Here is a 16,114-nt window from a genome sequence, read left to right on the forward strand (position 1 = left end):
TCGCGGGGGCCGGAGACGGTGATGTCGACCCGGCGCCGGGCCCGGTCGAGCCGCGCGGAGACGTACGGGTAGGTGATGGTGTCGCCGTCGTCCTCGCGCTCCAGCGGTGTCAGGGTGACGCCTTCGGCGTCCGCGGGCCGCCCGGACGTGGCCACCGCCTGCTGGACCCGGCGGGTGATCTCGGCGTCCAGGGCATTGCGGGGGGCGGTGGCGTCTACCAGGCCCCACTCCACGGCGGTGCGGCCGCGAAAGCCTTCGGCCCTGGTGGCGAACAGGTCGGCGCGGTCCTTGCGGACGTGCCGCTTGTCCACCAGGCGGGTCAGGCCGCCGGTGCCGGGCAGCACGCCGAGCAGCGCCACCTCGGGCAGCGAGACGGACGAGGAGCCGTCGTCGACGAGCACGATCTGGTCGCAGGCCAGCGCCAGCTCGTAGCCGCCGCCGGCGGCGGTGCCGTTGAGCGCGGCGATCCACGTCTGCCCGGAGTGCTCGGTGGCGTCCTCGATGCCGTTGCGGGTCTCGTTGGTGAACTTGCAGAAGTTCACCTTCCAGGCGTGCGAGGACTGGGCCAGCATCCGGATGTTGGCCCCGGCGCAGAACATCCGCTCCAGCCCACCTGTCAGCACCACCGCCTTCACCTGCGGATGCTCGAACCGCAGCCGCTGCGCCAGGTCGTAGAGCTCGATGTCGACGCCCAGGTCGTAGGAGTTCATCTTCAGCTCGTAGCCGGGGACCAGGCCGCCCTGCTCGTCCACGCGCAGCGTGACCGTGGCCACCGCCCCGTCCACCGCAAGTCTCCAGTGGCGGTAACGGTCGGGGGAGGTCGTGAAGCGGACCATCGGCGGAGTTTCGGCGGTGACAGTCATGCGGGCTCCGTTGGACGAGAGGGCTCCGTCTCAATACTCGACTTATTTGAGAAGATACATCAAGGGCTAGTAGTATTTGTGATCGCGGTCTCTTTTCTGCGGGACGGGCCGGCTCGACCTGGCAGAATGCGCGTCAGCAAGACGTCGAAGGACTGGAGGGCGATGTGGCCCCGCGCGCACCGCGCACCGGCCTCGGGCAGGCGGCCGAGCCCGCGGCCCGCCGGCGCGAGAAGTCCTCGGCCAGCGCCCGCTCGATGCTGCTGACGGTGCTGGGCGAGTTCGTGCTCCCGCGCGGGGGCGAGGCCTGGACGGGCAGCCTGATCGATGCGCTGGGAGCGCTCGGCGTGGAGGAGAAGTCCGCCCGCCAGGCGCTGTCCCGCACCGCCGCCGAAGGCCTGCTGGAGTCCGTACGCCACGGCCGCAAGGTGCGCTGGAACCTGACCGAGCCCGGTGACCGGCTGCTGCGCGAGGGCACCGAGCGCATCTACGGTTTCATGCGCGGCCCGCACACCTGGGACGGCCGCTGGCTGGTCCTCACGGCCGGCGTGCCGGAGAGCCAGCGGCGGCTGCGCCACCGGCTGCGCACCAAGCTCACCTGGCTCGGTCTCGGCTCGCCCGCGCCCACGCTCTGGGTCATCCCCGACGCCGCGAAGGAGGCCGCCGTCCGCGAGGTCATCCACGAGCTGGACCTCGCCGACCGGGCCTACGCCTGGACGGGCCCGTCCGCGCAGATCGGCGACACCGCGAAACTGATCAACGACGCGTGGGATCTCGACGACGTCGAGAAGCGCTATCTCGGCTTCATCGACGCCTTCTCGGGCCGGGTGGCGAGCTCGGACCAGGAGGCGTTCGTCCACCAGGTCCTGATGATCCAGGAGTGGCGGCGCTTCCCGTTCCTCGATCCCGACCTGCCGGCCGAGCTGCTCGACCACGACTGGCCGGGCCCCCGGGCCGCGGCCGTCTTCCACGACCTGCACAGCCGGTGGCACCGGCGCGCCCAGGCCGACTGGGACCGCAGGGAGGAAGAGTCCGCCACCCGGCACTAGGGGGCGACTGGCCAAATTTGGTCAATGGGGTACTCTCTCCATTAGCTAGCCAAATTTGGTTAGCCAGCCGGCGAGGGGAGCCCGATGAAGTCGGTACGGCTGCTGGTGCTGGGCGCGCTGCGCAGGCGCGGACGCGCCCACGGCTACCAGGTACGCGCGGACCTGGAGTCATGGGGCGCGCACGAGTGGTCCACCGCCACGTCGGGCTCGGTGTACCACGCGCTCAAGAGCATGGCCGGCCAGGGCCTGCTCGTGACGCACGAGACGGTCCCGTCGGAAGCCGGGGGCCCGCCCCGGATCGAGTACGAGCTGACCGGCAAGGGCGAGCAGGAGTACTTCACCCTGCTGGGCCAGGCTCTCGCCGACCGCGAGCCGGCCCTGGACGTGCTGGGCGCCGCCGTCGGCCTGATCGAGGACCTGCCCAGGGAGCGGGCCCTGGAGATGCTGCGCGAGCGCGCCCGCGCGATGGGGGAGTGGCGCGCGAGCATCACCGCGCAACTGCCCTCGGACACCGATCTGGACACCTGGGGCCCGATCGGCGAGGTCCTGTCCCTGTGGCTGACCACCGCCGACACCGGCGCCCGGTGGACCCAGCGGCTGATCGGCCGCCTGGAAGAGGGCGCGTTCACCATGGCCGGCGAGGACCCCGCACCGGAGCGGCCGACCGGATGAGTGCCCCGCCCGCCTTCATCGGAACGGAGAAACCCATGGCCAACGAGATCACCGTGCCGCTGCTGCCCTGCCGATCCATCGACGAGATCGTCGAGTTCTACACCATGCTCGGCTTCACCCGGATCTACTACCAGCTCCGCCCGAACCCGTACGTGTCGCTCAAACGCGAAGACCTCCAGCTGGACTTCTTCGGCATCCCGGAGTTCCAGCCCGAGGACTCCTACGGGACCTGCCTGGTCGTCGTGCCCGACACCGGCGAACTCTTCGAGGCGTTCGCCGCGGGCATGCGCGCGGCCCACGGCAAGCTCCTGGTCTCCGGGATCCCCCGGATGACCCGCCCCCGCAAGCGGAAGAACGCCGAGGACCATTCCGGATTCACCGTCATCGACCCCGGCGGGAACTGGATCCGGATCGTGGCCGCCAGGCCCGCGCCCGAGGAGGAGGCGGCCTCCGGCAAGCTCACCACGACCCTGCACAGGGCGGTCGTGATGGGCGACTCCCACGGCAAGCACGTGCGCGCGGCCCAGATCCTGGACGTGGCCATCGAGCGGGACAAGGACACCGCGACGACGGCCGAGCTGCTCCAGGCGCTGGCCTACCGCGCCGAGCTCGCGCTCCGCGCGGACGACCCCGCCGCCGCGGGCGACGCCCTCACCCGGGCCCGCGCGCTCACCCTCTCCGAAGCCGAACGCGCCGGGCTCGCCGAGAGCCTGGCCGCCCTCGACGACCTGGAGGCCGTGCTCCGGCCCGCGGACCCCGGTCCGGGAGCCGCGCCCGATCAGGTGGCCCAGAGGCCCTGACGGCGCGGACTCCCCGGCCGCCGGCGGCGGGTCAACGGTCCAGGAGGCCGGCGGCGGGTCAACGTCCATGAGGTCGGCGGCGGGTCAACCGTCCAGGAGGCCGGCGGGGACGTGGGTTTCCTGCCGGTCCCGCCTGGCGTGCATGTCCCAGAGGAGGTCGGCCAGCTCGGCGGGGTCGGCGGCGGGCATGTCGGGCACGGCCTCACCCCGGGCCCGGCGCCGCTCGTAGTCCGCGTCGAAGGGGGTGCCCGTGATGCGGGTGCCGATGTAGAGCGCGCCGACATAGACGCCCAGCCCGGCGACCTCGGCCGCGAGCGACTGCAGGTAGTTCCGCTGCGCGGCCAGGAGCGTGGGCCAGCCGCTCATGTTCGGCCGCCCCCGGACGGCGGCGGCCCCCTGGGCGCTGAGTACGGCCCCGTCGCCCCGGTCGATCATGGCGGGGAGGAACTCCCTGACCAGGGCCAGCAGCGTGTACAGCGTGATCGGCATGCGGTCTTGGAGCTGCTCGGGGGTGAGGCCGACGGCGGGGACGAACGCCAGGTCCGTGGGCGCCGGACCGTAGTAGAGGGCCGTGGGGTCTCCGACGCTCGCCCGGATCCGCCCGGCGAGCGCGGGGACGGCGTCCGTCCGGTCGAGGTCGGCGGTGATCACATGGGCGGTGACGCCGCCGGCGGACAGCTCCCCGGCCAGCCGGTCCAGGGGCTCCTGGCGGCGGGCTACGAGGACGACCTCGTAGCCCTCCTTCCCGTAGCGGCGGGCGACGGCCTGGCCGACACCGGGGCCGGTGCCGAACACTGCGATGGATTTCGTCATGGGATCCAGCCAACCCCACCGACCCCGAGACGATCCATGGGAGAACATCTGACATACCTTTGCGATCGTCTAGATTGAGTGCGTGGACGTGCTGACCGACCTGCTGCGGCGGGCCCGCGCGCACGACGCCATGGTCAGGCAGCTGATCCAGCGGCCACCGTGGGCCATCACGTACGCCGACACGCCACCGCTCACGGTCGCGGCCACGCTCGGCGGCCACGCCTCGATCCGGCTCGGGGACGGCGCTGCCACGCGTCTCACCGCGGGCGACATCGCCCTCGTCACCGGCCCCGGCGGGTACACGATCGCGGACGACCCGGCGACCCCGCCCCAGTACGTGATCAGGGACGGGCGGAAATACCTGCCCACCGGCGCACCGGCGGACCCCCACCCGACGTCGGCCCCCCGCACGTACGGCGCCGCCCTGTCCGGGGCCACCGTCATGCTCCGCGGCGCGTACGACCTGCATGGCGACGCAGCCTCCCGCCTGCTCGACCTGCTGCCCTCGCTGGCCGTCGTGCCCGCGGGACCGCGGACCCGGGCGGCACTCGACCTGCTCTCGGCCGAGGCCGTCCACGACGAGCCGGGCCAGGACGCGGTCCTCGCCCGGCTGCTCGACCTAGTCCTCGTGATCGCGCTGCGGGCCTGGTGCACCAGACCCGAGGCGACGCCGCCCGCCTGGTACCGGGCGCTGGCCGACCCGGCGATCGGCGAGGCGCTGCGGCTGCTGCACGAGGATCCCGCCCACCGGTGGACGGTCGCCTCGCTGGCCGCCAAGGTCGGCATGTCCCGCGCGGCCTTCGCGCAGCGCTTCACCGCCCTGGCCGGCCGGCCGCCGCTCGGCTATCTCACCGACTGGCGCATGACCCTCGCGGCCGACCTGCTCCGCGACACCCGGCAGACCGTAGCCGAGGTGGCCCGCCGGGTCGGCTACGAGGATCCGTTCGCGTTCAGCGTGGCGTTCAAACGCGCCCGGGGACGCACGCCCTCGGCCTGGCGCGGCTCCTCGTGACCCCCGCCCGCGCCAGGGCTCGACGAGCGCGCGGGCCGGCGGCGTCGCGTCGCCCGCTCACTCCGGCTCCGGGGAGTGTCGCGTCGTCCGCTCACTCCGGCTCGGGTGAGTGCGCGGAGCCCGCCGTCGCGGCGGGGTGCAGCGGCGGGAGCACGTGCACCCGTGCGGAGCCGATGTCGAAGAACAGCCCGACCAGCTCCAGCTCGCCCGCCTCGACCTGCTCGTCCACGTTGGGGTAGGTGCGCAGGTTCGCCAGCTGCTGCTGCACGTTGACCCGGCACAGCAGGTCCAGGGTGCCGCTGTCCAGCCGGTCGCCCTCGGTCTCGATGAGCCTGGCCAGGCTGTGGTCGCCGTGCCGCAGCCAGTTGCGCAGGCCGGGCAGGCTGCCCGCCTGGACGCCGCCGCTCAGCACGCCGGCCATCGCGCCGCACCCGGAGTGGCCGCACACCGTGATCGTGCGCACGCCCAGCACCTGGGTCGCGTACTCGACCGCCGCCACCACCGAGTCGTCGTGCTGCGCGGCGCCCCTGCGCGGCACGAGGTTGCCGATGTTGCGCACCGTGAACAGGTCACCGGGCCCGCTGGCCGTGATCAGGCTGGGCACGATCCTGGAGTCGGCGCACGTGATGAACAGGTGCGAGGGCTGCTGCTTGCGGGCCAGCTCGGTGAGCACGGGCCGGACGAGCGGCGCCGTCCGCCGGTGGAACTCGTGCGCGCCCCACGTCAGCCGGCAGGCCGTCCCGGGCTTGCTCCCGGGCGCGGGCGCGGACTTCTCCGGCGTACGGTGGGCCCACGGCAGCCACCAGCGGTCGGGAGCCTTGGGCGGGGTCTTGGCCGGATACATGCGCGCGCCGCTGGCGGCCATCGCGTACCACTCGTCGTGCAGCTCGTCGATGACCACGGTGCCGCCCAGGCGCTCGTGGTCCAGCCGCCAGGAGTGGATCACGTCGAAGGCGGCGTTGTCCATGAAGTCGATGTTCAGATCGAGGTCCACGGCCGTGCCGGCCGGGATCGCCCGCAGCTCCTGCGTCAGCCTCGGCACGCCCAGGAACGTCAGCGACCCCGAGATCGTCACGTTCAGCCGGCCCTCGTGATCCTCCCGCTTGAGCACCGTCACCCCGGTCAGCCGGCGCAGCGCCAGCAGCGCGGCCAGCGCCAGCCCCGCCAGCACCCCCTCGGCCAGCCCGAGCACGATGACGCCCGCCATCGTCACCACGTACACCGGCACCTCGCCGTGCCCGTGCACCTTCCGCACATGGCCGAGGCTGATCGTCCTGATCCCGATGAAGACCAGCAGCGCGGCCAGCGCCTCCATCGGGATCAGCGCGATCGACCAGCCGAACCCCAGCGCGAACACCAGCACCCACACCCCGTGCAGGATCGCCGACCAGCGGCTGCGCCCGCCCGCCCCGACGTTGGTGGTGCTCCGCACGATCACCCCGGCCACCGGCAGCCCGCCCAGCGCACCGCTCACCATGTTGGCCACGCCCTGCCCCGACAGCTCGCGGTCCAGATCGGCGCGGCGGCCCGGGTGCATCGTGTCGGTCGCCGCGCAGCACAGCAGGGACTCCGCCCCGGCCAGCAGCGCGATCAGCAGCGCGCCGGCCAGGATCCGGCCCCAGTCGCCCTGCGGCAGCTCGGGCGGCGCCCACGTGGACAGGAGGCCGGGCAGCTCGATGCGCGTGACGTCCCAGCCGAACGCCCAGGCCGACACCGACGCCACGAGCAGCGCGGCCAGCGGCGCGGGGACCGCCTTGATCGGTTTCGGAAGCTTCGTCCAGACCAGCAGCACCCCGATGGTGACCAGCCCCACCGTCACCGGGTGGCCGTGCATGCCGATGATCTGCCCGGGCAGCTCGGTGAGGTTCGCCAGCGCCGAGCGCTGCGGGCTGCCGCCGAGGACGATGTGCAGCTGGGAGAGGGCGATGAGGATGCCGACGCCGGCCAGCATGCCGTGCACGACGGCGGGCGAGACGGCCAGGGCCGCCCTGGCCGCCCTGAACACGCCGAGCAGCAACTGAACGGCGCCGGCCAGCAGCGTGATCATGCACGTGGCCCGCCAGCCGTAGGTGAGGATCAGGTCGGCGATCACCAGGGTGAGACTGGCCGTCGGCCCGCTGACCTGCACGGACGACCCGCCGAGCGCGCCCGCCACGATTCCGCCCACCACGGCGGCGATCAGCCCGGCGGCGAGCGGCGCCCCGGCGGCCATCGCGATGCCCAGCGAGAGCGGCACGGCGACGAGGAACACCACGATGGAGGCAGGCACATCATGCCTGAGTGTGTTCATCATGTTGCTGTGCGTGTTTATGGTCATGGGGCAAACATTATGGGAACAGCGCGCGCGGGGGCGGCACGACGCCGGGGCCGAGGCCGGCGATCAGCCTTGGCGGGCCGGGCCGGGGTGCGGGACCGCCTCCCGCGCGTCCGCGCGTGGCAGGATGTCGCGGTCGAAGATGTCGATCGGGAGGTAGAGCGTCACCGTCGGGTTCGGGATCGTGACGATGCAGCTGATGCGGAGCTCGACGGGCGCGACGCTCAGGATGACGTACGCCTGCTCGCCGCTGTAGCCCAGGCCCATCAGGTAGTCCACGGCCCGCGACACCGCCTCGCGCGCCGCGAAGCTCGCGTCCTGGTAGCCCTGCTCCGCGTCGTCGAAGCAGAAGCCGGTGAAGCCGAGATAGCGCCCGGCGCCGAACTGGGCGACCAGCGGCGCGGGCTGGACGACCGGGGTGGTGATGCGGTGACGGGCCATGCCGCCGGGGATCACGTGCAGCCGCAGCCACGTCCGGCCGTCCATCTCCATGGCGTTGAAGCTGCACTCGCCGTCGCCCGCCGACAGGTGGTGGTCGCCGAGCGAGAGCAGCGCCCCCTCCACGAAGACCGGGAAATAGACCTTGGCTCCTGGGCCGAGGGCGTTGATGTCCATGTTGCCGCCGTTCTCCCTGGGCGGCTGGGTACGGGCCGCGATCCCGGCGGCCTCCCGGCCGAGACCGCGGAGCAGGGCGTTGCGCGGGTCGGGGGCGAAGGCCCGGCGGCCGGCGTACAGCGGCTGCTCGCGCTCGTGCCAGCGGCGCATCAGCTCGAACGACGGCGCGACGCCCATGGTCCCCGGGTGCGGCTGGGCGGGGATCCGGACGCCGGGCACCTCGGGCGACTCGGCGACGGCGCCGCGGGCGTGCCAGGTCGAGCGGAAGCCGTCCGGGAAGATGTCGCCGAGCAGCCCCGGCGTGCCGGGCAGGATGTTGGCGAAGGCGATGCCGCTGAGCGGCTCGACCCCGAGCACCTCCGCGACCAGCACGTCCCCTGGCCGCGCGCCGCCGACGTGGACGGGGCCGGTCAGCGGGTGCATGCGCGACAGGTCGATCCGCCGCAGCTCCTCCAGGCTGCCGTTGTCGTGGATCTGGTAGTCGTCGTAGGCGGCCGACTCCAGGATCACCTCGCCGCCCGGGTCCACCGAGACGGCCGGGGGGATCTCGGGGTGCCAGCGGTTGTGCCCGATCTCGGGCTGGGCCGCGAGCGGCACTCCGGCCTGGCAGTTGACGCGGGGCACGTCCAGGTAGCGGTCGCTGAAGCGGGAGACCGGTTCCATCACGTTCCTGTCTGCTCGGGGGTGGCGGTGAACAGCACGCGGGTGAACGGCGCGCGCCAGGCGGTGACCTCGGCCGCGAGCCCGGCGGGCAGGCCGTCGGAGTCCAGGGCGCGGGCGACGAAGGCGGCCAGCGCGGGCATGTCGTCCTCGGTCATGCCGAGGCGGGTGATCTCCGGGGTGCCGAGCCGCAGGCCGTTCGTGTCGCCGGGCACCGGCTGCGCGGGCAGGCCGATGCCGCAGGCGAGCAGGTTGGCGGCGCGCAGCCGGCGGGCGGCGCGCTGCCCGCCGCCGTAGCGGTGGGCGGACAGCGCGAACTGGTGCGAGCTCGTCGCGCCGCCCGCGGTGGCGAACACGGCGACGCCCAGCGCGTCCAGCTCGGCGGCGAGCCGGGCCGCGTTGGCCGCCATCGCGCGCGCGTACGCGGCCCCTTGGGCCTGCCAGTCGAGCATCGTGACCGCCAGCGCGGCGGTGCGGCCGGCGTCGAAGTTGGCGGTCAGCCCCGGGTAGGCGATGGCGTCGATGCGGCCGGCGAGCTCGGGGTCTCCGGTGAGGATCAGGCCGCCCGGCGGCCCGCCGAGGCTCTTGTAGGTGCTCATCGTGACCAGGTGCGCGCCCTCGCGCAGCGGGTCCGGCCACCGGCGACCGGCGATCATGGCGCACATGTGGGCGGCGTCGCAGAGCACCCGCGCCCCGACCTCGTCGGCGATCTCCCGCACGCCGGCGATCGGGTGCGGGAAGAGGTTGAGGCTGCCGCCGACGCTGATCAGCGCGGGACGCACCCGGACGGCCAGCTCGCGCAGCGCGGGCAGGTCCACCGTGTAGCCGCCGGGCGCGACGGGCGCGGGGACGACGGTGAGGCCGTACAAACCGGCGGCTCCCGGCGGGTGGTGGGTGACGTGGCCGCCGATGCTCGCGGGCGGGGCGATGATCGTGTCGCCGGGGCGGCAGGCGGCCATGAACGCGTACAGGTTGGCCAGCGCCCCGGAGCCCACGCGGACCTCGGCGAAGTCCGCGTCGAAGACCTGCGCGGCCAGCTCGGCCGCGATGATCTCGATCCGCTCGATGGCCTCCAGGCCCGTCTCGTACTTCTCACCCGGATGCCCGAGCGAGGCGCGCGAGCCCAGACCGGCCGACAGCAGGGCCTCGGCGGCGGGGTTCATGACATTCGACGCCGGGTTCAGGTTCACCGCCTCGGTGCGGTGGATGCGCTCGTTCCACCGCACCAGCCGGTCGATCTCCTCGAACGTGGCGGCCGGTGGCTGCCCGGCCAAGGCGCCGGCGACCTCACGGGTCAGCCGCTCGCCGGCGGCCGGCACCCAGGGACGGGGGAAGCGGGCCCGCATCGCCATGTGTCATCTCCTGGTTCGGGGCTACTGCTGCCCGACGTTAGGCGCCGCCCCGCGGCCGGCGCATCGGATCGACGACGAGATCGCGCCGCCCGGGACTCTACATTTGTCGCAAGAACGGGCCTTCCCCAAGGAGTCGTGCATGGAGCTCTTGGACCCGACACTCCAGAACCTGCTCGAAGACCTCGCCGAGCAGCTCGGCCACGGATTGACCGTCGACTCGGTGGACGGGCGCCTGATCGCGTACAGCACGCAGGACGCCCACGCCGACCCCGCCCGCATCGCCTCGATCCTGTCGCGCCGGGTCACGCCGGAGATCCAGCAGTGGCAGAACCGGCACGGCATCGCCAGGGCCACCGCCCCCGTCCGCGTGCCCGCCAACGCCGAGCTGGGCATGCGGGCCCGCGTGTGCGTCCCCATCAGGCACGGTCAGCGCTGCCTCGGCTACCTGTGGATCCCGCACGGCGATCAGGCGCTCGACGGCGCCGCGCTGGAGGCGGCCACGGATGCCTCCAGCGCGCTGGCTCGCTGCCTCGCCGGGCGGGCCGGCGAGCGCGAGGAGCTGATCCGCCGCCTGCTCGACCGGGACCGGCCGGGCGAGGCCGCGCGCGACCGGCTGGCCGGCCTCGACCCGTCACTGCTCGGCGCCGAGATCGTCGTCTGTGCCGCCGTGCCGATCGGCCGCGCACGCGTTCCCGGCCTGTCCGCCACCGAGTTCGGCCGCCTGGGCACGGAGCTGCCGCGGGCGCTGCGGGCCGATCCCACGTACGCCGGAGGCTTCGTCACGGCCACGCACGTGATCACGCTGGCCCGTCACGGCGGCCCGGACGGCGCGCCCCGGCACCCCGCCGTCCTCGACCGCGCCCTGCGCGGGGCCGCGCGCCGCCCGTTCGCCATCGGCGTCAGCGATCCGGCCCGCTTCCAGGTCGAGCCGGTACGCCACGCGTACGGCCAGGCCAGGGCCGCGGCGGACGCGGCCGTGCGGGACCCGGCGCTGCCGCGGATCCTGCCCTGGTCGGGCGCCGGGCCGTACCGGATGCTGCTGGGCGAGCCGCCGCTGGCGCCCGACCCCGTGCTCGTCCCGCTGGAGCGCGCCGGGGACTCGGCCCAGCTGCTGCGCACCCTGGAGACGTACCTCGACCTGGGCTGCGATGTCCAGCGCACCGCGGCGTCCCTGCATCTGCACCGCACGACCGTGTACTACCGGCTCGGCCGGATAGCCGCCGTCCTCGGCGCGGACCTGCGCGACGGGCTGGTGCGCACGCACCTTCATCTGGCGCTGAAAGCCCGGCGTCTCGCGGCGGGCGGCGTCGACCTCGCCGCTTCCCGCTCACCTACGCGGCAGGGATCCTGAGCACGAATCGCGCGCCTCTGTCCGAACTCTCGATGGTCAGGGTCCCGCCGTGGCGCCCGGCGATCTCCCTGGCGATCGCCAGGCCGAGTCCCGTCCCGCCCGCGTCCTTGTTGCGGGCGGCGTCCAGCCGGGCGAAGCGCCGGAACACGAACTCCCGCTCCTCCGGCGAGATCCCCGGGCCGTCGTCGTGCACCTCCAGCACCGCGTCATCCCTCTCACGGCGTACGGAGACCGTCACGGACGAGGCGGCGTGCCGCTCGGCGTTGTCCATCAGGTTGGTGAGCAGCCGCCCGAGCTGGAGCCCGTCACCGACGACGACCACGCCGGGCTGCAGGTTCGTCACGATCCGCACCCGGGGGGCGCGGCGGGTCAGCTCGGACTCGACCAGCTCGCTCAAGCTCACGCGGTCGGCGGCGAACACGGTCCCGGCGTCGAGCCGGGCCAGCGTCAGCAGGTCGGTGACGATCGCCTGCAACCGGTCGAGGCTGGCCAGCGAGGCCTGCGCGGTGGCGGGCCAGTCGGTCTCGGCCGGATGCAGCAGCGCCTCCTCCAGCTGGGTGCGCGCGGCGGTGATGGGACTGCGCAGGTCGTGCGAGGCGTCGGAGACGAAGCGCTGCTGCTGTTCGGCCAGCGAGCGCTGCTGCTCGGCCAGCGAACGTTGCTGCTCGGCGAGCGAGCGCTGCTGCTCGACCGCCGCCTCCAGCCGGTCGAGGGTCCGGTTCACGGTCTCGGCCAGCTCCCTGATCTCGTCGTGGTGCTTCGGCACCGGCACCCGGCGGTCCAGCCCGGCGGAGGTGATCTCGGCGAGCTCGGCCCGGATGGCCTCGACGGGACGCAGGGTCTTGCTGACGGTCCGGTAGGCGGCGATCGCCGTGGCGGCGACCAGCAGCGCGGCGCCGGCCTCGAGAATGACCAGCAGGCGGTAGTCGACGTACCACGGGATGACGGGCTGGGCGCCGTAGATGATCCAGGTCTCGCCGTCGACGCGGATCTGCAGCGCCACCACCATCAGGCACGTGTCATGGAAACCCGGTGCCTGGCAGACGACCCGGTCCGATTTCGCGCTATCTCCCGGCGGAGTGAAGGAGGCCAGGCGCGGCTGTCCGGCCATCCGGGGGCTCGCCGCCGCGACGCGGCCGTCAGGGGCGATGACCTGGAAGATCCCGCGGCTGGGGAGCACGGGGGGCAGCTCGTTCTGGACGATGCTGCGGGCCGCCCGCTGGTTGGCGAGGAGGATGTGATCTTTCTGGTCCTGCACGGCGTCGGCGCGCGCGCCGGCCAGGGTGACGGCGCTGAAGATCGTGCACAGCAGCGCCGTCACCGCACTGGAGAGCACCGTCATCCGGGTGCGCACGGACCAGTCGTGCTGAGAGCTCACCCCGCCCCTCCGTCCATCTGATGATCACGCTAGATGGTCGTCGCGCGAGGAAGGGGAAGGGGGCAGATAAGAAGGCACAAACGATGTACCACAACAGGAAAAGGAACATAAAGCACGATTCCGGGTGTGTTCAGTCCGCCAGGAAAGGGCGCAGGAGGCCGAGCAGCGCCGCCGGCCGGTGCAGGGGGATGATGTGGCCGCAGTCCTCGATGAGATGCCCGGTGAGGTCGTCGGCGAGGGGGCGGAGCTGGCGTTCCAGCGCCGGGCCGACGGGGTGCGCGCCGACGGCCATGGTGGGCACGGTCAGGCGCGTCGTGCGTACGGCGCTCTCGATCTGCCGCGCGCTCACCGGCAGTGCCCGGTAGTAGGAGAACGCGCAGCGCAGCGCCTCGCGGCCGGTGTAGGCGCGGACGAACGCGTCGCGCACGGCGGGCCGCAGGCCCTCGCCGAGCGTGCCCGCGTCGAGGAACCAGTCGATGTACGGGGCCTCGCCGCCCTCCAGCACGCTCTCCGCGAGCCCCGGGACGGCGTGGAAGCCGAACCACCACGGGGGACCACCGGCGAGGAAGTCCTCCGCGCCGGGCAGCCCGCCCAGCAGCGATTCCATGACGACCAGCCGCCGCACCAGCCCGGGGCGGCGCAGAGCGAGCAGGAAGGCCGGCGGGGTGCCCGCGTCGATCCCCAGCACGGCGGCCGCGGACACGCCGAGCGCGGCCAGCAGGGCTTCGGCGTCGTCGGCCAGCGCCTGCGCGTCGTACCCCGTCGCGGCCCGGCTGCTCGCGCCGAGCCCGCGCAGGTCCGGAGCGATGACCCGATACCGGTCGCACAGCCCCGCCATGACCTCGCTCCACAGCTCCCAGGTGTGCGGGAAGCCGTGCAGGAGCAGGACGGCCGGGCCCTGGCCGGCCACGGCGACGTTGAGCTCGATGCCGTTGACGGCGATGCGGCGGAGGTCGGGCTGCATGGAAAACTCCAGGTGCGTGGCGGTAACCAAAGGTGACAACCACACGTTAGGGAAGTATCGTGAGCCCTCCAAGACGGCACTTCGCTCTCAGGTGGTGAGCTCCAGGTGACCACGGCCCGGCGCGGCGATCTGTTCGATCCCGGGTGCCCGACCCGGCAGCTCCTCGACCGCATCGGCACCAAGTGGAGCTCGATGGCGGTCAAGGTGCTGGCCGAGGCGGCCCCCGGCGAGGTGCGGTTCGCGGAGCTGCAGCGGGCCATGCCCGGCATCTCGCACAAGATGCTCTCCGTCACGCTGCAGAGCCTGGTCCGCGACGGGCTGGCGGCGCGCCGCGTCGAGCACACGGTGCCGCCGCGCGTGCACTACCGCCTCACGGAGCTGGGGATCTCCCTGGAGGGCCCGCTGGCGGTCCTGCGCTCCTGGGCCGAGCGGCACATGGCGGAGATCGAGCACAACAACCGCCTCGCCGACGAGCCGGCCGGCGACCGCTGAGGGCTCCAGGAGGCAGGAAGCGCCCGCGGCTAGAAGCGCGCCCCGACGTCCGCGCCGCTGGCCGGGCGCAGGAAGGCGGAGGACGGGATCGAGCCGTCGGCCGCCCTGGGGCCGGTGATCGTGCTCGCGTCGGTGCTCGCGAGCGTCCACGTGCCGCCGAGGTCCCAGGAATTGCCCGAGCTCGACGACGAGCCGAGCGAGGCCTGCGCCTGGTTCTCGACCGCCAGGTTCCTGGTGAGCACGGAGACGGAGTCGGCGTACTCGAACCCGGTGCGGCCGTTGCGCCACGCGGTGCTGCGGTCGGTCAGCAGCCGGCCCGGGTTGCCGTTGTCGGTGAAGCCGTGGGCCGAGTTGTCGAAGGCGATCGAGTTGCGCACGACGTGGTCGGCCGCCGGGTCGGGGTCGCCGCCGCCGAGCTTGAAGCCGTTGCCGTCACCGGTGTAGCCGGGCAGGTTCCACCGGTTGTACCCGTTCCCCCAGGCCACGGACGACTCGACGGTCACCGGGGTGAGGAACAGCCAGAAGTCCAGGCCGTCGTCGGAGTTTTTCCACAGCCGGGTGCCGCGGATCACGTTGCCGCTGCCGGACCCCTCCTTGATCGCGACGCCGTCGGCGCTCTCGCCGTTCTTGCGCGGATCGCGGTTGCCGTAGCTGTCCAGGTTGATGATCTGGTTGTTGCCGGAGGCGCCCTGCAGGTGCAGGCCCGACTCGTAGTTGTCCCTGGTGGTCAGGCGGTCGAAGACGTTGCCGCTGGTGTCCAGCCCGAAGATGCCGTACGGGCCGTGGATGATCTCCAGCCCGGCCAGCCGCCAGTACTCGCCCTCGATGTGGACGGCGCCACGCTCGGCCCGGGGGATGGAGGAGCCCACCGCGCCCGGCGTGTACGGCATGTTCTCGCCGTCGATGATCACTCGCTCGCCGTCGTGGTTGCGCATCGTGATGGGCTGGCTCGCCGTGCCGCTCTTGAGCAGCTGGATGTTCGTGCTCGGCGCGTACGTGCCGCCGCGGATGAGGATCGTGGTTCCCGGCTGCGCCAGGTCCACCGCCCGCTGGATCGTCCGCAGCGGCGCGGCCAGGGTGCCCGGGTTGGCGTCGTCGCCGCCGGTCGCCACGTACAGAGCGGCCGCCGGCGGCTGGCTGCCGGTCTCGACCTCGATGTAGTCGACGTTGGGCAGGCCGTTGGCGGTGGTCGGGCTCAGCCGGACGGTGTTGCCGCCGGCGTTGAGCGAGACGGTCAGCGTCGTGGTGGACCAGGTGGTCCAGGCGCCGGTGCCGCCGAAGGACGGCGTCTGCACCGTGGACCCGTTGACGATCACGCCGGCCGGGCGGGCCGTGGTGGTCCCGTTGGCGAAGCGGATGCCCAGCGTGGCGGTGCCGGCGGCGGAGGCGTTCACGGTGAACTGGGCGTAGGCGCCGACGGCGTTGCCGCCGTTGCAGAAGCCGCTGCCGGAGTAGCCGGCCCGATCCGAGTCGATGGTGCCGGTGCAGACCGCGGGCGAGGTCTCCGCCTCGTACCTCGCGGGCGCGGCGTGCGCGGCGGACGGTGACAGTGCGGCGAGCGCGCCGGTCAGCAGGCCGGCGGACGCGAGGAGTGCTCTCAGGCGCATCTTTCGTCTCCGTGGGGGAGGGCTCGCCGGACAGCGCTTGGTAAGCGCTTTCCGGATGGCGGGTGAGCAGAGTTAAACACGCGCCGGAGTGCGGGCAAAGATCGCCCGAACGGGCGGATCATGGCCGGGGTGCGATCGCGGCTGCGGCGGCGGCCTGTCGGCCGAGGTCGCGGGG

Annotated in this window: 14 protein-coding genes; 6 read left to right on the forward strand and 8 right to left on the reverse strand. The window is 73.0% G+C overall.

Annotated features, from left to right (window positions below):
- A partial coding sequence (locus ETD85_RS49650; RefSeq protein ID WP_138696843.1) for an enoyl-CoA hydratase-related protein occupies positions 1-863 on the reverse strand: 863 nt, incomplete at its 3' end.
- Between the two features lie 164 nt (positions 864-1,027).
- On the opposite strand from ETD85_RS49650, the gene ETD85_RS49655 reads away from it, so the two are divergent.
- The 3 genes from ETD85_RS49655 (at position 1,028) to ETD85_RS49665 (ending at position 3,381) form a co-directional block, all read left to right on the forward strand.
- Entirely contained in the window at positions 1,028-1,909 is an 882-nt protein-coding gene (locus ETD85_RS49655) for a PaaX family transcriptional regulator (protein WP_206059367.1), read from the forward strand.
- An 84-nt stretch (positions 1,910-1,993) separates the two neighbouring features.
- Positions 1,994-2,581 carry a PadR family transcriptional regulator gene (locus ETD85_RS49660; protein ID WP_138696844.1) on the forward strand — a complete coding sequence of 196 codons (588 nt, stop codon included), beginning with the start codon at positions 1,994-1,996 and terminating at the stop codon, positions 2,579-2,581.
- 35 nt (positions 2,582-2,616) lie between these two features.
- Positions 2,617-3,381, forward strand: coding sequence for a VOC family protein (locus ETD85_RS49665; protein ID WP_138696845.1), 765 nt, complete (start codon positions 2,617-2,619; stop codon positions 3,379-3,381).
- An 84-nt stretch (positions 3,382-3,465) separates the two neighbouring features.
- On the opposite strand, the gene ETD85_RS49670 is transcribed toward ETD85_RS49665, so the two are convergent.
- Positions 3,466-4,194: an SDR family NAD(P)-dependent oxidoreductase gene (locus ETD85_RS49670; protein ID WP_138696846.1), complete on the reverse strand. Its 729-nt coding sequence runs from the start codon at positions 4,192-4,194 to the stop codon at positions 3,466-3,468.
- Between the two features lie 82 nt (positions 4,195-4,276).
- Here ETD85_RS49670 and ETD85_RS49675 point away from each other — a divergent pair, with 82 nt between their 5' ends.
- Positions 4,277-5,206 carry an AraC family transcriptional regulator gene (locus ETD85_RS49675; RefSeq protein ID WP_138696847.1) on the forward strand — a complete coding sequence of 310 codons (930 nt, stop codon included), beginning with the start codon at positions 4,277-4,279 and terminating at the stop codon, positions 5,204-5,206.
- A gap of 91 nt (positions 5,207-5,297) precedes the next feature.
- On the opposite strand, the gene ETD85_RS49680 is transcribed toward ETD85_RS49675, so the two are convergent.
- The 3 genes from ETD85_RS49680 to ETD85_RS49690 form a co-directional block, all read right to left on the reverse strand.
- Complete coding sequence (locus ETD85_RS49680; protein ID WP_138696848.1) at positions 5,298-7,523, reverse strand: SulP family inorganic anion transporter; 2,226 nt, start codon at positions 7,521-7,523, stop codon at positions 5,298-5,300.
- Between the two features lie 63 nt (positions 7,524-7,586).
- Entirely contained in the window at positions 7,587-8,798 is a 1,212-nt protein-coding gene (locus tag ETD85_RS49685; RefSeq protein WP_138696849.1) for an acetamidase/formamidase family protein, read from the reverse strand.
- Positions 8,798-10,147 (reverse strand): serine hydroxymethyltransferase, encoded by a 1,350-nt coding sequence (locus ETD85_RS49690; protein ID WP_206059368.1) that lies wholly within the window; start codon positions 10,145-10,147, stop codon positions 8,798-8,800. The genes ETD85_RS49685 and ETD85_RS49690 overlap by 1 nt, the downstream gene beginning before the upstream one ends.
- Before the next feature lie 139 nt (positions 10,148-10,286).
- Between ETD85_RS49690 and ETD85_RS49695 the strand changes: the two genes are divergently transcribed.
- A complete protein-coding gene (locus ETD85_RS49695) occupies positions 10,287-11,498 on the forward strand; it encodes a PucR family transcriptional regulator (protein ID WP_138696850.1) in 1,212 nt (403 codons plus the stop codon).
- Here the strand turns inward: ETD85_RS49695 and ETD85_RS49700 are convergent.
- Both ETD85_RS49700 and ETD85_RS49705 read right to left on the reverse strand, forming a co-directional pair.
- Positions 11,479-12,876, reverse strand: a complete 1,398-nt coding sequence (locus ETD85_RS49700; protein WP_240779941.1) for a sensor histidine kinase — start codon at positions 12,874-12,876, stop codon at positions 11,479-11,481. The two genes, ETD85_RS49695 and ETD85_RS49700, sit on opposite strands and share 20 nt — an antisense overlap.
- 130 nt (positions 12,877-13,006) lie before the next feature.
- A complete protein-coding gene (locus tag ETD85_RS49705) occupies positions 13,007-13,840 on the reverse strand; it encodes an alpha/beta fold hydrolase (RefSeq protein ID WP_138696851.1) in 834 nt (277 codons plus the stop codon).
- Between the two features lie 105 nt (positions 13,841-13,945).
- On the opposite strand from ETD85_RS49705, the gene ETD85_RS49710 reads away from it, so the two are divergent.
- Entirely contained in the window at positions 13,946-14,332 is a 387-nt protein-coding gene (locus ETD85_RS49710) for a winged helix-turn-helix transcriptional regulator (RefSeq protein WP_138696852.1), read from the forward strand.
- A gap of 29 nt (positions 14,333-14,361) precedes the next feature.
- Here the strand turns inward: ETD85_RS49710 and ETD85_RS49715 are convergent, their stop codons facing one another.
- Positions 14,362-15,939 (reverse strand): right-handed parallel beta-helix repeat-containing protein, encoded by a 1,578-nt coding sequence (locus tag ETD85_RS49715; RefSeq protein WP_138696853.1) that lies wholly within the window; start codon positions 15,937-15,939, stop codon positions 14,362-14,364.
- Positions 15,940-16,114 lie beyond the last annotated feature (175 nt).

Origin of the sequence: Nonomuraea zeae, assembly GCF_005889725.1 — a bacterium.
In the GTDB taxonomy this organism is placed as follows: domain Bacteria; phylum Actinomycetota; class Actinomycetes; order Streptosporangiales; family Streptosporangiaceae; genus Nonomuraea; species Nonomuraea zeae.

What these genes read in the sequence shown, in the direction of transcription:
- ETD85_RS49660 (WP_138696844.1), top strand. Translation starts at nt 1,994, where the DNA reads ATGAAGTCGGTACGGCTGCTGGTGCTGGGCGCGCTGCGCAGGCGCGGA.
- ETD85_RS49665 (WP_138696845.1), top strand. Translation starts at nt 2,617, where the DNA reads ATGGCCAACGAGATCACCGTGCCGCTGCTGCCCTGCCGATCCATCGAC.
- ETD85_RS49670 (WP_138696846.1), bottom strand. Translation starts at nt 4,194, where the DNA reads ATGACGAAATCCATCGCAGTGTTCGGCACCGGCCCCGGTGTCGGCCAG.
- ETD85_RS49680 (WP_138696848.1), bottom strand. Translation starts at nt 7,523, where the DNA reads ATGACCATAAACACGCACAGCAACATGATGAACACACTCAGGCATGAT.
- ETD85_RS49685 (WP_138696849.1), bottom strand. Translation starts at nt 8,798, where the DNA reads ATGGAACCGGTCTCCCGCTTCAGCGACCGCTACCTGGACGTGCCCCGC.
- ETD85_RS49690 (WP_206059368.1), bottom strand. Translation starts at nt 10,147, where the DNA reads ATGGCGATGCGGGCCCGCTTCCCCCGTCCCTGGGTGCCGGCCGCCGGC.
- ETD85_RS49695 (WP_138696850.1), top strand. Translation starts at nt 10,287, where the DNA reads ATGGAGCTCTTGGACCCGACACTCCAGAACCTGCTCGAAGACCTCGCC.
- ETD85_RS49705 (WP_138696851.1), bottom strand. Translation starts at nt 13,840, where the DNA reads ATGCAGCCCGACCTCCGCCGCATCGCCGTCAACGGCATCGAGCTCAAC.
- ETD85_RS49715 (WP_138696853.1), bottom strand. Translation starts at nt 15,939, where the DNA reads ATGCGCCTGAGAGCACTCCTCGCGTCCGCCGGCCTGCTGACCGGCGCG.